12 protein-coding genes and 1 pseudogene are annotated in these 16,278 nt (G+C 41.1%); 12 read left to right on the forward strand and 1 reads right to left on the reverse strand.

Annotation, left to right across the window (positions count from 1 at the left end):
* Positions 1–116 precede the first annotated feature (116 nt).
* Positions 117–305, reverse strand: a pseudogene (locus tag MKY45_RS07765) (CAP domain-containing protein); the annotation flags it as partial.
* Between the two features lie 290 nt (positions 306–595).
* Here MKY45_RS07765 and MKY45_RS07770 point away from each other — a divergent pair.
* The 12 genes from MKY45_RS07770 to kynA all read left to right on the forward strand — a co-directional run bounded on the left by MKY45_RS07770 (position 596) and on the right by kynA (position 16,219).
* Entirely contained in the window at positions 596–2,713 is a 2,118-nt protein-coding gene (locus MKY45_RS07770; protein ID WP_319022577.1) for a peptidoglycan D,D-transpeptidase FtsI family protein, read from the forward strand.
* A gap of 1,522 nt (positions 2,714–4,235) precedes the next feature.
* Positions 4,236–4,505, forward strand: a complete 270-nt coding sequence (gene rpsN, locus MKY45_RS07775) for a 30S ribosomal protein S14 (protein ID WP_040984215.1) — start codon at positions 4,236–4,238, stop codon at positions 4,503–4,505.
* Between the two features lie 149 nt (positions 4,506–4,654).
* Positions 4,655–5,620: a CobW family GTP-binding protein gene (locus MKY45_RS07780; protein ID WP_193065017.1), complete on the forward strand. Its 966-nt coding sequence runs from the start codon at positions 4,655–4,657 to the stop codon at positions 5,618–5,620.
* Positions 5,621–5,666: 46 nt separating this feature from the next.
* Entirely contained in the window at positions 5,667–6,776 is a 1,110-nt protein-coding gene (locus MKY45_RS07785; RefSeq protein WP_042532809.1) for an NAD(P)/FAD-dependent oxidoreductase, read from the forward strand.
* Complete coding sequence (locus tag MKY45_RS07790) at positions 6,770–8,443, forward strand: nucleoside recognition domain-containing protein (protein ID WP_256705971.1); 1,674 nt, start codon at positions 6,770–6,772, stop codon at positions 8,441–8,443. Before MKY45_RS07785 ends, MKY45_RS07790 begins: the two co-directional genes overlap by 7 nt.
* An 18-nt stretch (positions 8,444–8,461) precedes the next feature.
* Positions 8,462–9,667, forward strand: coding sequence for a GTP-binding protein (locus MKY45_RS07795; protein WP_042532814.1), 1,206 nt, complete (start codon positions 8,462–8,464; stop codon positions 9,665–9,667).
* Positions 9,664–10,206 carry a dCTP deaminase gene (gene dcd, locus MKY45_RS07800; RefSeq protein ID WP_193065013.1) on the forward strand — a complete coding sequence of 181 codons (543 nt, stop codon included), beginning with the start codon at positions 9,664–9,666 and terminating at the stop codon, positions 10,204–10,206. The genes MKY45_RS07795 and dcd overlap by 4 nt, the downstream gene beginning before the upstream one ends.
* Before the next feature lie 137 nt (positions 10,207–10,343).
* Positions 10,344–11,525 (forward strand): GTP-binding protein, encoded by a 1,182-nt coding sequence (locus tag MKY45_RS07805; RefSeq protein ID WP_256705972.1) that lies wholly within the window; start codon positions 10,344–10,346, stop codon positions 11,523–11,525.
* A gap of 228 nt (positions 11,526–11,753) precedes the next feature.
* Positions 11,754–13,211, forward strand: a complete 1,458-nt coding sequence (locus MKY45_RS07810) for a protein adenylyltransferase SelO (RefSeq protein WP_341172812.1) — start codon at positions 11,754–11,756, stop codon at positions 13,209–13,211.
* A gap of 250 nt (positions 13,212–13,461) precedes the next feature.
* The gene (gene kynU / locus MKY45_RS07815; RefSeq protein WP_193065010.1) at positions 13,462–14,736 is read left to right on the forward strand and encodes a kynureninase; all 1,275 of its coding nucleotides are present in this window, start codon (positions 13,462–13,464) and stop codon (positions 14,734–14,736) included.
* Positions 14,736–15,368, forward strand: coding sequence for an arylformamidase (gene kynB / locus MKY45_RS07820; protein WP_042532824.1), 633 nt, complete (start codon positions 14,736–14,738; stop codon positions 15,366–15,368). The genes kynU and kynB overlap by 1 nt, the downstream gene beginning before the upstream one ends.
* 2 nt (positions 15,369–15,370) lie before the next feature.
* Positions 15,371–16,219, forward strand: a complete 849-nt coding sequence (gene kynA, locus MKY45_RS07825) for a tryptophan 2,3-dioxygenase (protein ID WP_212928243.1) — start codon at positions 15,371–15,373, stop codon at positions 16,217–16,219.
* Positions 16,220–16,278: the final 59 nt, after the last annotated feature.

Raw genomic sequence — 16,278 nt, forward strand, 5'->3', positions numbered from 1 at the left:
TAATAATTTATTATCATTATATGTAGGAAGAGAAGAGCAAAGGCAAATTCAAAGTAAATATATTTCTTCTCTTCCAGAACCAATGGATGTCACCCTTTTAAATAGCTGTTTGGGCGTTAGTATAACCACTGATCATTTAAAAAATTCTCTGTGAAAAATGGCTGATTGTCATCATTAAAATCGACACCAACTCCTAATTCAGTAAAGTTATCCTGCAATATATTCTCACGGTGCCCTTCGGAATTCATTAAACCCTGATGAGCAAAAACGCTGCTGAATTGCCCATAGGCCAGGTTCTCGTTAGAAAAATAACTGCCTCATATCTTATAAAGGGATTTTTTATAAAACAGGGTTTATTTATACAAGGAAAGAGGTATTAAATAGATGAAAAAGCGTACCAATATTAAAAAGAAATTTCTGAAAACATTAAAACGGATTGGTTAACTTGATATGTACTTACTTGAGCTTTACAATCTGAAATGGGAATAATCAGCAGAATGAATTATTTTAAATTTGTTGCTCAATCAGCTGACAAAGTATTTCAAGAAAGATATCATATTGATAATATACTTGAAATAGAACAAGGAGGGGAAAAGTGGCAGACAAAAAAAATAAGAAAAAACGAGCCCCGCTCTCTATACGTATGAATATCCTCTTTTTTGCCATCTTCCTATTATTTTCTGCGCTCGTACTTCAGTTAGGTGTTGTTCAGATTTTAAATGGAGAATCGTATCAAGATGAAATTCAGAGGACGAATTTAGATACAACGAATGTACCCGTACCCCGGGGGAAAATCTATGATACCAATGGAGAACTTATTGTAGATAATGAAGCAATGTATTCTATTACGTACACACCTTCGAATGATGTGCAAGCAGAGGAGCGTCTGGAAGTAGCTGAAAAGCTGGCGCAATATATCGATATGGGTGATGAACAAACCATCGATCGAATAACAGACAGAGATAGAAGAGAATATTATCTATTGCATCATGAGGAAGAGATAGAAGAGCGGCTAGAGACGGTCAATACAGAAGAAATGGAGAATTCCGAGGTATATGATGCCACGCTGGAATTAATCACAGATGAAGAAATTTCCGATTTTACAGATGATGAATTAGAGATTATTGCGATAAAAAAAGAATTGGATAGTGCCTATGCTTTAACCCCGCAGGTTGTCAAAAATGAAGATGTCACAGCCGAGGAATATGCAGCTGTAGCGGAAAATTTAGATGAACTGCCTGGAATCAATGCCAGTACAGATTGGGACCGCGTTTATCCAAATGGAGACACGTTAACTAGTATTCTAGGCAACGTCTCCAGTCAGGAAGAAGGTATTCCTGAAGAGGATTTGAATGCTTACTTAACAATGGGATACAGCAGAAACGATCGTGTTGGTACAAGTGGACTTGAGGAGCAATATGAAGATTTCCTTCGCGGTCGTAAGGAACAAATCCAATATACGACAAGCCAAAATGGATCGATTATCGGTTCAGAAACGATTGTGGACGGCGAACGGGGAAAAGATTTAGTATTAACGACAGATTTAGAATTTCAGCAGGAAGTGGATGATATTTTATTAGATGAATTTCAATCCATGAAAGCAAGCAGCCCATATGAAAATCGGTTTGCAACCAATGCCTATGCTGTTGTTATGAATCCGAAAACGGGAGAACTGTTAGCCACTTCTGGTGTAGAATATGATACCGAGAATGATGAATATAATAATAATGCCGGGTTTACAGCGTTGGCTAACGCGCATGAGCCTGGTTCCAGTATTAAAGGGGCAACAATTCTGGCAGGTTATGATTCCGAAGTTATTTCTCCCGGGGAAACGTTTAACGATGCACCGATGCGGCTGGCAGGATCGGAAGTGAAAAGGTCGGTTCAAGATATGGGAACGGTAAATGATTTAACTGCACTGGAAAGGTCCTCTAACGTTTATATGTTCTATGTTGCCTTGCGGTTAGGGGGAGACTATCGTCATCCGATGCCGCGAAATGCCAATTTAGATATAAACATGGGTGAAACGTTGCAAACCCTGCAAAATTATTTTAATCAATTCGGACTCGGTTCGACTACAGGAGTGGACTTTCCATATGAGAGTACTGGATTAAGAGGACAGGTTCCTGATAATCCAGGGAATCTGCTTGATTTTGTCATCGGGCAGTATGATACGTATACGACCATGCAGCTTGCTCAGTATGTATCCACGATTGCGAATGATGGCTATCGTGTTCAGCCTCATTTCTTAAAGGAAGCCCGTGATCCAGTTGCTTCCATGGATGAGCTTGGCCCATTGTATTATTCGTCCAATACAACGACGATGAACCGAATTGAGATGACAGATGATGAAATTAGTCGTGTGCAGGACGGGTTTCGTCTTTCCTATCAAGGGTCACAAGGAACAGGTAATGATTATTTCGATGATAAATCATATAACCCGGCAGGAAAAACAGGGACAGCAGAGTCAGCGGAATTTGTTGATGGAGAGCGGTTTGACCTCAATAATTTAACCTTAGTCGGCTATGCACCATTTGATGATCCGGAAATTGCTTTTGCAGTAGTTGTACCGCATGTTGGAATTGGTGAAGGAGATCAGATTAACTTAAAAGTTGGGGAACGTGTTTTAGATTCCTATTTTGAAGTCAAAGAAGATCACGACGAAGAAGCTGAGGATTCTGATGGTGATAGTGATAATGAAGAGGAAGAATAATCAACGTTTACTATCTCCTATATTGTATGGATGAAGATAAAAAAACTATATTAGAAATTATAGTAAACCGTGATGTGAACTAACCACATCACGGTTTATAAATGATTAGGATTAGCTTTCTAACCCTTGAGCTAAAGCAAATGCAAAATCATCTCCAGAAGAGTACCGCATGATTACAATATTTTTGCATCTGTATTGTGTAAAATCTTTTTCTAGGTTGGAAAAACGTTATCGAATGATTTTTGGTACTGCTGCTTTGAGTGAATTAGTACGAATATTATGTGATTTGTGAGAGGGATTTGAAGATAAGAATTATTAAATACTTTTTAACGGTTGCTTTAGAAACAAGTATCACGAAAGCTGCCAAAAATTAAAAATTATACAGCCGACATTAACGAGATAACAGCAACAAGCCGCCGGAGGTATTCTTTTCTATAAAAAAACAGATTCATAAATAATCATGATACTGTTTTTACAGTGTCGGGCATCTCTCCATTTTTGTCGTATAAGGGGTATATTTCTCATTTGCTTGGTTAAATTACATAGAAGAATTATTAAATTAAATAAAATGATAAAAGGGCTGATAAAATTGAGAAATGTTTTTTTTACAATAGGGCTTACGCTTATTCTATACTTCTCAATAGGGTTGCCTAAAGCAGGAGCAGAAATTATTGAGGGAGACACGACGACGGATGAAATAGAACACAATTGGGAAATATCAAGCACTAATTATGAAATAATCCACGTTGACACACATGAATATACTTATTGGAAAAATTTCCTCAGGGAAACACGCACCTGTGATGTTTTTCATAAAATAAAAACCGTCGTGTATTATTGTGATATCCATGGCCATACAAAGTCAGAGTCACATTTAGTGGAAGTAATTCATAGCGAGAAACATGCATAGAGAGAGAATCGGATTACTATGAAAAGGTTAATCCGATTCTTTTTTTCTGCACTTATTCCTAATTGGGAGAGATTGCTGTTAAAATAGATGGTTGTTTAAAAAAGACATGGGAATCAAAAATTTATATAGAAATAGGAGTGGCCGTATCCTATCCTTCGTCGGAATTCAAGCATTTCCAAGGTTGAGCGAAGGAGAATCCGAACAGCAGGTTAGGATGATGAAATTGCTGATGCGGTATTACGGCTAAGCAGTTAATCCTCAAGCTTTGTTATCGTGCAGTCTATTGCTGCGAACGGCGGCGTTACAATGAAATAAAGCAGCTTATCAATCATGGATATCTGACTCTACTTGGGGGCAGGTGTCCATGGTTTTTTACTTTGACGATTCTAATGTTCGCAGCTGGAACAGGAACCTTCTATTAATTATTGCACAAATTTTTTATTACAGGTAGGGTTAACCTTTGAGGCTATCAGATAAAAAAACTAAAACGTAATAATTACTGTTTACATATTTAATAAAATAGTTTATAATAAATTCCATTCGTAATCGTTACGATTTAAATTTATTAAGAAATACAAAATAAAGAGTACTATTGAAAGGAGAAAGTGTAAAATGGCTAAAAAGTCAAAAGTTGCAAAAGAGAAAAAACGCCAGCAAATGGTTGCACAATATGCAGAGCTAAGAAGAGAGCTAAAAGCAAAAGGAGATTATGAAGCGCTTCGTAAACTGCCTCGGGATTCTTCACCAACCCGTTTGAAAAGCCGTTGTGAGGTTACAGGCAGACCACGCGGATATATGCGTAAATTCAACATGTCCCGTATTGCTTTTAGAGAATATGCGCATAAAGGACAAGTTCCTGGCGTGAAGAAAGCCAGCTGGTAATCAAATCATGCAGTTATCTAAGCAGCAGTATCATCTAAGCTGACGCTGTATTTTCATGTACCACACGATATAAGATAGGAAAGAAAACAGCTTTTAACGGATACTTGGCGGAAAGCTGTTTTTTCTTTCATGGATAAGGAGGAAACGCATTGTCACAAGAAAGCCCCATCCCTGTAACGATTCTAACTGGGTTTTTAGGAGCCGGGAAAACAACATTGTTAAATAAACTGCTGCACGATATGCCCAATGAGAAGGCTGCTGTGATCATTAATGAGTTTGGTGATACATCGATTGATAGCCAATTAGTGATACGAACAAAGGAAGAAATCGTTGAAATTAACAGCGGCTGTATCTGTTGTAATGTACGCGGTGATTTGATCAGCTTGCTAACTGATTTAATGAAGCAGAAAGAAAAGGTGGACCGGGTTGTCATAGAAACAACGGGCATGGCGAATCCGGCTCCAGTTATTCAAACGTTTTTGATGGATGAGCAGATGGCTGATACCTTTGAAATCGACAGCGTAATCACGATGGTCGATGCGAAGCATATCGAGCAGCATTTGCAGGAAGAGGAGCCGGAGCAGCAGATTGCATTTGCCGATATTTTGCTTGTGAACAAGACCGATTTGATTACAGAAGACGAAAGAAAGCAGCTGGAAGCACAGTTAACGCATATGAATCCAAATGCCCATCAGTTTTATACGACATATGGAAACGTAGATACCAAAGAATTAATCGGAAAAAAATCGTTTGATTTAGATTATGCCTTAAACATTGATCCCGAACTGCTGACAGAACCGCATCACCATCATCATAATCATCACGTGACATCCTTTGTATTTCAAGATGAACGCCCGCTTGATTTGGACAAAGTGAATAAATGGTTTGCTTACTTAGTTCGTATCAAAGGAGAAAGCCTCTACCGTTATAAAGGAGTGCTTTCCATTAAACAAATGGAGCAAAAAGTGGTGTTTCAAGGAGTGCATATGCTGTTTGCAGGTACAGAAGGTGATGTATGGACAAAGGATGAAAAGCGCAAAAGCGAGGTTGTTATTATTGGAAAGCATCTTGACCATCAAGAGTTGGAAAAAGGCTTTCAATATTGCCTTGCTTAATTTTTGAATATAAAACCGTAATCATTACGATTTGAGGAGGGTAACCATGAAAGGAATATATGATGTCGTTATTGTAGGGGCAGGCCCTTCAGGTATTGGTGTTGCGGCAATACTCAAGCAAATGAATGCATCCTGTCTGATTTTAGAAAAAGATGATGTTGGTGCTTCTTTTCAAAGCTGGCCGGAGGAAATGCGCTTTATTACGCCATCATTCCCGGCGCAAGGATTTGGTCAAACCGATTTAAACGCCATCGTTCCGAAAACGTCACCGGCTTATACCCTTGATATGGAGCATCCCACAGGACCAGCTTATGCGAAATATTTGGAGGTAGTGGCAAATCATTTTGCCATTTCAATCAAAAAAGGGGTTCAGGTGAATCACATAGATAAAAAAGACACCGTTTTTTCTATAAATACGTCAGACGGAATTTATCAAAGCCGCTATGTTGTCTGGGCTGGGGGAGAATACCAATTTCCTGATGTAACGCCGTTCCCCGGTGCGGATTTGGGAATCCACAACAGTATGATTTCATCCTGGCAGGAGCTCGATGGAGATGATTTTCTTATCATTGGCGGTTATGAAAGCGGCATGGATGCTGCCTATCAATTAGGGCAGCTTGGTAAAAAGACGAGAGTGATTGCCAGAACGAATACATGGGAAGTGGAGAGCAGTGATCCAAGTATTGCGCTGTCCACCTATACTTACAATCGGGTTCGCCCCTTATTCGATGCGGGTTTATTAACTGTAACAGGTAATACAACTGTCGCAAAGATAGAAGAAAATTCTTCAGGCTACGATGTCTATACGAAGGATGGAAAAGTATATTTTACAAAGGCGAGACCTATTCTGGCAACAGGCTTTACTGGCAGCACGAAGCAAATAGAGAATTTAGTGTCACGCGGGAAGCATAACGAAGTACTTGTGAATGAGCAGGATGAATCAACAGCAGTGAGCGGACTGTTTTTGGCAGGTCCAGAATTGCGGCATGGCAGTCATATCTTCTGTTATATTTATAAATTCCGCCAGCGGTTTGCGGTAATCGCAGAAACGATTGGAAGACAGCTGGATTTGGATTTATCCATTTTGGAAGAGTATAGACAAGAAAACTTCTATCTGGATGACCTTTCCATGTGCGGGGAGATGTGCCAATGCTAGAGCAGGCTCAAGCCTTTTCCCTTACGCAGGAGGAGGTGGTGCTGATTGGCAGTGAATCGGTTGGGAAGTCGGGTTTGTTCCGTGCGCTGACAGGTGAAAAAAGTGCTGTTGCCAGGAATGTAAAAGGGTCCACGATTGCTGCTTTGAAAGCTTCCTGTCAATTACATCCCGATGTCCGTCTAACAGATCTTCCCGGGCTGCAATTTGATATGGACAGCCAGAATACACAGCTTACCCTGGACCATTTTCAGGATGATAAAACGATTTTATTAGTTGTGAAAGCCACTAATTTAAAGGAAGAATTGACCGAGCTGCAGGACGAACTAAATTTGAAAGGCAAAAGGATTGCAGTTGTTGCAACACATCGAGATAAGTATTTACCACCCGAGTCTGAACAAAATCGAATAAAGGAATTAGTACAGGTTCCCGTTATCTGGGTAAATACAAGAAAAATGGATGAGCAGGATCAGGAAGCAGTGATTGCGGGTGTTAAACAGGCTGAAGTCTGGGGAGCTTCTAAAAGTATTCTAAGCTTCCTTCCTGATTCGGGCGATACAGCTAATCAATTAATTCCGGCATTCCGTATGCCGATTGCCGGACCAATCCTGGCTTGCTTCTTTATTTTAGGAATGTTTGCTGTCCCTGTCATGGGTGCTTATTTATTTGTCAGCTGGCTTGAGCCGATAGCTGATCAATATGTTCTTGACCCGATTACAGGCTGGATCAATCAGGCTCCTTCTTTTTTGGCGGAGGTATTAACAGGTGATTACGGCTTGATTACGCTAGGCTCTTATTCCTTTCTGTGGGCTTTTCCTGTTGTACTGCTGATCAGTGTGATGACAAGTCTTACCGAGGAGACAGGTATACAGGAGCATGTCACACGTGCACTGGATCCATGGCTTCGTAAAATTGGTTTGACGGGAAGGGACCTGCTTCCGGTTATCACGGGGTTCGGGTGTAATGTTGTGGCGGTTTTCCAAAGCCGGGGCTGCAGCAGCTGCACCCGCACGAGCTGTGTTTCACTGATTGCATTCGGCTCGGCATGCAGTTATCAAATCGGAGCAACGCTGTCTATCTTTAGTGCGGCACATGTCCCGCTGTTATTTATTCCATATCTATTTATCTTATTTATCGTTGGAGCGATCCATACAAGAATTTGGAATCGGAATGAGGCAGATAATTTAACGCGTATTGCTCCGCTTCCTTATATTCAAAAAATAAACTGGCAGGCATTTGCATGGAAGGTAGCCAGTTCGGTTAAACAATTTTTACTGCAGGCAATGCCGATATTTTTAATAATATGTCTGGCGGCATCTGTGCTCCAGGCTATGAATATATTATCTCTTCTCCATTGGCTTGCGATGCCGATACTTTATTTATTTTCCTTACCTGTAGATGCGGCGCCGGGGCTGATATTTTCTTTCATTCGAAAAGACGGTCTGCTTATCTTAAATGAAGGGCAGGGCAGCTTATTGATGGAGATGCCGCTCAGCCAGATTTTTATTCTTGTCTATCTGGCATCGACACTCTCCGCCTGTCTGGTGACATTATTTACAATTGGGAAGGAACTCGGCTGGAGGACTTCCCTGTCTATTGGCGGAAAGCAAATGCTGACCAGTGTTGTCAGTGCAGCAATTCTTGCTGGAGGATTACATTTCATATTTTAAAAAGAGGAGGATGAATACATGAAGAAGATTCCTGTTACGGTATTAAGCGGGTATTTAGGTTCTGGAAAAACAACGTTATTAAATCATGTCTTACATAACCGGGAAGGGTTAAAGGTGGCGGTCATCGTCAATGACATGAGTGAAGTCAATATTGATAGTGAGCTGGTCCAATCCCAAGGAGGATTTTCACGGACAGAGGAAAAGCTGGTTGAAATGTCTAATGGCTGCATCTGCTGCACACTGCGGGAGGATTTATTAGTGGAAGTGGAAAAACTGGTGAAACAGGGAGAATTCGATCATATCCTAATTGAATCTTCCGGGATTAGTGAACCGATTCCGGTAGCCCAAACCTTCTCTTATATTGATGAAACGATGGATATTGATTTAACCCAATATTGCCGATTGGATACCATGGTTACCGTTGTTGACGCGAACCGCTTCTGGCACGATTTCGGTTCAGGCGATTCGCTTCTTGACCGGAAACAGGCGGTCAGTGATGTAGATGAACGAAATATTGCTGATTTATTAATTGACCAAATTGAATTCTGTAATGTGCTTATTCTCAATAAAACGGATTTAGTCAAAGCAGAGGATTTAGAAAAGCTGGAGAAGGTGATTCGTACCTTACAGCCGGAAGCAAAAATCATCCGCACGCAGCATTGTAAGGTCGATTTACAGGAAATTGTCAATACGAATTTGTTTGATTTTGAGAAGGCAAGTGAGTCAGCCGGCTGGTTACAGGAATTAAATGCAGGCGTGGAAAATCATACGCCGGAAACCGAAGAATACGGGATCAGTTCCTTTGTATACCGGTCCAGATTGCCATTTCATACGGAACGGCTGGTAAGCTGGTATCAGGATTTGCCAAGAGAAATTGTCCGCATGAAAGGCGTTGTCTGGTGTGCGACACATAATAATCTAGCCTTATTGCTATCGCAGGCAGGCCCTTCTGTCGAGGTGGAGCCGTTAGCTTATTGGGTCGATTCGCTGCCAAAAGCCCAGCAAAGGGAAATATTCGAGAATAATCCGGAGGTCAGAGAGCTGTGGGATCCGCAATTCGGAGACCGCCATACCAAGCTGGTATTCATTGGCATGGACTTGGATAAGGAGCAGATAACGGAGGATTTAGAACGCTGCTTGTTGAGTGAAACAGAAATGGATGAGGACTGGACCGCGTTTAGAAATCCATTTCCATGGCAGCTATCGGGAAGTGCGAAGGCATGATTTTATCCGGACAAACGATAAAACAGTATGTTGATGATAAGCAGTTAACAATTACCCCTTTTCAGGAATTAAGTGTTCAGCCAGCTTCGATTGATTTGCGGCTGGGGAAAGATTTTTTAGTTGTTGATGACTTGTCTACGCCTTATTTATCGGTTGATCAACCAGCAGATTATCGGAAAATCAAGATAGCAGAGCAAGAAATCATCACGATTCCGCCGCAAAGTTTTCTATTGGGAACAACATTGGAACAAATTGGTCTCCCAGAACAGTTAACTGCCTTTGTGGAAGGAAGAAGCTCGATCGGTCGGCTCGGTGTTTTTATTCAAAATGCAGGCTGGATCGATCCGGGATTTTCTGGACAAATTACACTGGAATTGTTTAATGCAAATCGCGTGCCTGTTCAGCTGCAGGCCGGAATGCGAGTTTGCCAGCTGGTTATTGCCAAAGTGGATCAAAAAACGGAAGGGTATAGTGGAAAGTACTTGTATCAGCAAGGGACGACACCGAGCCGTGTTTATTTGGACAAGGAAAGAACGTGAATCTTTCATTGGCGGAGAGGAAGCTTCTTTATATATAGAAAAAAATATAGGAATAAAGACGTTTAGTTGGCTGTAATGCTGTCATTTCCAGAATGACGGTTACAGCCAGTTCATCTGTAAGAAAGGTGTGAAATAAAGTGAGCAAGAAAATACCAGTAACGGTGTTAAGCGGATTTCTAGGTGCAGGGAAAACAACCCTGCTGAATCATCTGCTTCAAAATCAGCAAGGATTGAAAATAGCCGTTATCGTGAATGATATGAGTGAAATAAATGTGGATGCCAAATTGGTAAAAGAAGGCGGCTTTATCCGTACGGAAGAAAATATGGTAGAAATGACTAATGGCTGTATTTGCTGCACATTAAGAGAAGACTTAATTGTAGAGCTGGAAAAATTAGCAAAACTTGATATCGATTATGTGTTGATTGAATCAAGCGGTGTGTCGGAACCTATTCCAGTTGCGCAAAGCTTTGTCTATGCGGATGATGAATTGGGAATCGACTTAAATGCCTTTTTTCAGCTTGATACGATGGTAACGGTCATCGATGGACATCAGTTTTGGAAGGATTATCAATCAGAGGATTTATTGATGGACCGCGGGATGGAAGTCGCTGAGGACGATGAAAGAGGCATTGTCGATTTACTGGTAGACCAGATTGAATTTGCCAATGTGATTATTTTAAATAAAACAGATCAGATGATGGAGGAAGAGATTACTTCATTAAAGAGCTTACTTTATAAATTAAACCCGGATGCGAAATTTATCACAGCGGCCTTCGGGAAAGTAGACCCGTTACAGGTGCTTCAAACCGGTCAGTTTGATTTTGAAGAAGCAAAGCATGGCGCCGGCTGGATAAAGGAATTGAATGAGGAGCATATTCCGGAAACAGAAGAATATGGAATCAGCTCCTTTGTCTATCGAAGCAGAAAACCGTTTCATCCCGAGCGTTTTCAAGGTTGGCTGGAAAATTGGCCGAAGGAAATCCTCCGGGCGAAAGGCTTCTTTTGGTTAGTCACCAGAAATAATGTAGCAGGGTTTTTGTCTCAGGCAGGTTCAATGATGACACTGGAAGGAGCCGGCAGATGGCTGGCAAGCTATTCGGAAGCAGAACAGGAAGCATTAAAAGTGCAGGACCCCGCTTTGTTTGAGGACTGGGATGAGCAGGCCGGGGATCGGATGACAGAGCTTGTTTTGATTGGCAGTGAGATGGATAAGGAAGGGATTGCGGCGTCATTGGATGCTTGTTTAGTGACGGAGGAGGAAGCGGAACAGGATATTTCTGCTTTTGTGGATGATTTACCTGCTTTTCCTGTGGTTTAAAGAAATTTATTATATTAAAATTCAAGTATAAGAGGGGAAGAATGCATAAATTATGTATTCTTCCCCTCTTATACTATAGGAAAACAAGAAGTTTAAGTGGAGAAATTAATGATAATAAATATTTTTACAAATAAAAGTGCAAAGTAAAAAAAGGTGATTCATTCAAGTAAAATATACTTATATGTTATCCTAAAGAAAACGAACAGTTTAAATAAAGGAGGCGATCCGATGACAGATAAACAGAATCAAGGCTGGAGCTTAGAAAATACCTACCAGCAATTGCCCAAGCTTTTCTTTACGAATGTAAAACCAGCAAAAGCAGATGCCCCTGTGCTAGCCGTGTACAATGAAAAGCTCGCAGCAGAATTAGGGTTGGATAGTTCCGCCTTGAAGCACGAAGCGGAAATCTTCGCAGGCAATAAGCTTCCAGAGGGAAGTAATCCAATCGCTCAAGCTTATGCAGGACATCAATTTGGTTCTTTTACGATGCTTGGAGACGGTCGTGCTGTATTATTTGGAGAGCAAGTGACTCCGAAGGGTGAGCGCTATGATATTCAGCTGAAAGGCTCTGGCAGAACGCCTTATTCCCGCGGCGGGGATGGACGGGCGGTCCTTGGACCGATGCTGAGAGAATATCTAATCAGCGAAGCAATGCATGGATTGGGCATTCCGACAAGCCGCAGTTTAGCGGTAGCAACCACCGGGGGAACGGTATTTCGTGAAGCTCCGCTGCCCGGCGCTGTTTTGACAAGAGTGGCAGAAAGCCATATTCGGGTTGGAACGTTTCAATATGCAAGGCAGTGGGGGAATAAAAAGGATTTACAAGCGTTGGCAGACTATAGCATGAAGCGGCATTATCCAGAGATTGCAGAGGATGAAAATCGTTATTTGACATTCTTGTATAAGGTGGCAGACAAGCAGGCCGAGCTGATTGCGGATTGGCAGTTAAAAGGCTTTATCCATGGTGTGATGAATACAGATAATGTTGCTATCAGCGGAGAGACGATTGATTATGGTCCATGTGCTTTTATGGATCAATATGATCGGAAAACAGTTTTTAGTTCGATTGATCAGCAAGGGCGTTATGCTTACGGCAATCAGCCGGGAATTGGTGCTTGGAATATGGCGCGCTTTGCAGAATCCTTGTTAGTTCTGATGGATGAGGATGAAGAAGAAGCGATTCCAAAGGCAAAAGAGGCTGTGGAAACCTATGTGCAGTCAGTAGAAGCCTATTGGTTAGACGGTATGAGGAAGAAGCTGGGGATTATCGGTCAAAGTGTTGATCATAAAACATTGATTCGAAGCTTGTTGGATTTGATGGAGAAATATCATGCAGACTTTACCAATACCTTCCGTGCTTTAACGCTGCAGCAGCTTGATGCTGATTCCGTTCTTTTCCAATCCACTGCTTTTAAAGAGTGGCATCAGGCATGGCAGGATAAGCTTGAAAGTCAGACGGCATCTTTAGAAGAAGCTTATCAATTAATGAAACGGCATAATCCATCGATTATTCCCCGAAATTATTTGGTGGAAGAGGTGTTGGTTGCGGCTGTGACAGAAGGCGATTACGAACCTTTTCATGCTTTATTAACAGCATTGGAAGATCCTTATGCGTATACAGAGGAGCAGGAGAAATATGCTGTTGATCCGCCGGAACAGGATTTTCAGACGTTTTGTGGTACGTGATGATATACTTTGGAATTGTAAGAATGGAACAGAAAGAAGCCCAAGAAATTATCAACATAATCTCTTGGGCTTATTTTTAGGGCTGCTCCATCTGATAGGGGAAGTATTTTCTATTTTTAACAATAGTTATGTTATTGGTTCCATTCATGTCGAGTTATTGGTAAGCTGTTAACAGAAGATAATTAGCAAAACAGTCTAAAAATCCCTTAATACGTTTCAACCATAGCATAATGGCAAAGGAAGTGACAAAATGGAAGAAAGATATACAAGAACCTATGCTGAAAAGCTAGATGCGGAGGATACATTAAGGTCCTTCCGAAATGAATTTTATCTCGAAAATGAATACGTTTACATGGATGGGAATTCCTTAGGTTTGATGAGCAAAAGAGCAGAGCAGTCCGTCTATGATTTGCTTGCTTCCTGGAAAAAGCATGCGATTGATGGATGGACGCAAGGAGAGAACGCCTGGTACTACTTATCGGAATCGCTTGGTGAAAAAATGGCCGTGCTTGTTGGTGCCCAAAAAGAGGAGGTTGTCGTAACTGGTTCAACAACCGTAAATCTGCATCAGCTTGTGTCCACATTTTATAAACCAAAAGGAAGCAAAACAAAAATTTTAGCAGATGCATTAAACTTTCCCAGTGATATTTATGCTTTAAAAGCACAGCTGAAGTTAAAAGGGTATGATGAATCCCACCTTATTCAAGTACAGAGTGAGGATGGGCACATACTGGATGAAGAGACCATTATAGATGCAATGACAGAAGAGATTGCATTAATTGTATTGCCGAGCGTCCTGTACCGGAGCGGACAAATCTTAGATATGGAAAAGCTGACAACAGCAGCGCATGAGCGCGGTATAAAAATTGGTTTTGATTTATGTCATTCGATTGGGGCTGTCCCGCATCAACTGCATGATTGGGACGTTGATTTTGCGTTTTGGTGTACCTATAAACATTTGAATGGCGGGCCGGGCAGTGCGGCGGCGCTTTATGTGAATGAAAAGCATTTCGGGGCTGTGCCTGGACTTGCGGGCTGGTTTAGCTCCAATAAAGAAAAGCAGTTTGATATGGAGCATACGTTGACGGCCGCCGGGAATGCCGGAGCTTTTCAAATCGGGACACCACATGTGTTAAGTGCTGCTCCGCTAATTGGAGCATTAGAGCTGTTTCATGAAGCCGGAATAGAAAAAATACGCGAAAAGTCCTTGCAGCTGACCGCATATATGGTGGAATTAATTGAACACGAATTAAAGGAATTTGATTTTGAGATTTGTAATCCAGTAAATGAAAAACAGCGTGGAGGGCATATTTACCTTGAACATCCGGAGGCTGCGAGAATTTGCAAAGCATTAAAGAGGAAGAAGGTCATTCCTGATTTTAGAAAACCATCTGGCATTCGGCTTGCGCCGGTGGCTTTATATAATTCGTTTACGGATGTTTATGAATGTATACAAACACTAAAGAATATTATGGAAGAAAAAGCTTACGAGCAATTTTCCAATGAAAGAGAGGTTGTTTCCTAATGTCTAAATGGATCGATATTTCCCAGCCGTTAAATAACCATCTGGCACACTGGCCGGGGGATGAACCATTTCACTATGATACGCCCGTAACAAAAGAGGTGTCGGGAGTTGTTAATATCGGCAAAATCACAACAAGTGTACATATCGGAACACATGTTGATGCACCGTTTCATTTTTCAAATGAGGGCAAACGGATACTGGATTTAGATATTGAGCGCTATATTGGTCTCTGTAAAGTGATTGATTTAAGTGATTTTAATGAAATTAGCGAAAAAGCTTTAAAGACAAAAGGAATTTCGCATGCGGAGCGTTTGCTGATTAAAACAGCGCTTCCAAATAAACCGGATCGTTTTCCAGAAGAAGTGTCTCCGATAACAGCAGACGGAGCAGCTTATATGAAAGAGCTCGGTGTAAAGCTTGTAGGTGTAGACACTCCATCTGTGGATTCGATTTCAAGTAAAGACCTGGCCGGGCATCATGCATTGTATAAGCAAGATATTTATATTTTGGAGAATGTGATGCTGGACCAGGTTGAAGAAGGTGATTATGAACTGATTGCCTTGCCATTAGCGTTGGAAGAAGGGGATGGGTGTCCTGTTCGTGCCGTCATAAAACCAATAGAGGAGCGTTAAAAATGAAATCGGTCAATCAACACCAAGCTTTTGAAAATGAAAAGAGTATCCAAACTGATTTTAAAGAGAAGATGACATACAGTGATTATTTAAGCCTGGATACGTTATTATCGAGCCAGCATCGTTTGAGCGGCCATCATGACGAAATGTTATTTATCATTGTTCATCATGTAAGCGAGCTGTGGATGAAGCAGATTCTGCATGAAATTCATTCTGCCATTGATGATATACAGGCAGATAATCTAAGGTCTTCCTTTAAAAAGCTCGCACGCGTATCTCAAATACAAGAGCAGCTAAAAAGTGTATGGGACGTCCTTTCTACGCTGACGCCAAGCGAGTATATCGAGTTTAGAGATAAATTGGGAAGTGCTTCTGGATTTCAATCCTATCAAAATAGATTAGTAGAATTTGCTCTGGGATATAAAACAGAATATGTTCTCAAAATATATGAAAATGATACGGAGCTTCATCCAATTTTACAAGAAGCATACGATGCGCCAAGTCTTTATGATGTGTCGATTCAAGCTCTCTCCAGAGCAGGGTTTTCCATTGATAAAGAAGTATTAAACAGGGATGCCCGTATCACGCATCAGACGAATGAGAGCGTGAAAAGAGCCTGGATGATAGTCTATAAAAACGTAGCGCAGTATTGGGAGTTATATGAGCTTGCTGAAAAATTGGTGGACATAGAAGGCTTATTTCAGCAATGGCGCTTCAGGCATATGAAAACGGTAGAAAGAATTATTGGCTTTAAAAAAGGAACAGGCGGTTCTGGCGGCGTGAGCTACTTGAAAAAAGTACTCGATCAATATTTTTTCCCGGAATTGTGGGATCTGCGAACAGAACTTTAGATGACACATATTTCGAATGTTGACCAGTATGATTTATCCTAAATGTTCCACCAAGATTA

It is taken from the genome of Oceanobacillus sp. FSL K6-0251 (genome assembly GCF_038004725.1).
Taxonomy (GTDB): Bacteria; Bacillota; Bacilli; order Bacillales; family Amphibacillaceae; genus Oceanobacillus; species Oceanobacillus oncorhynchi.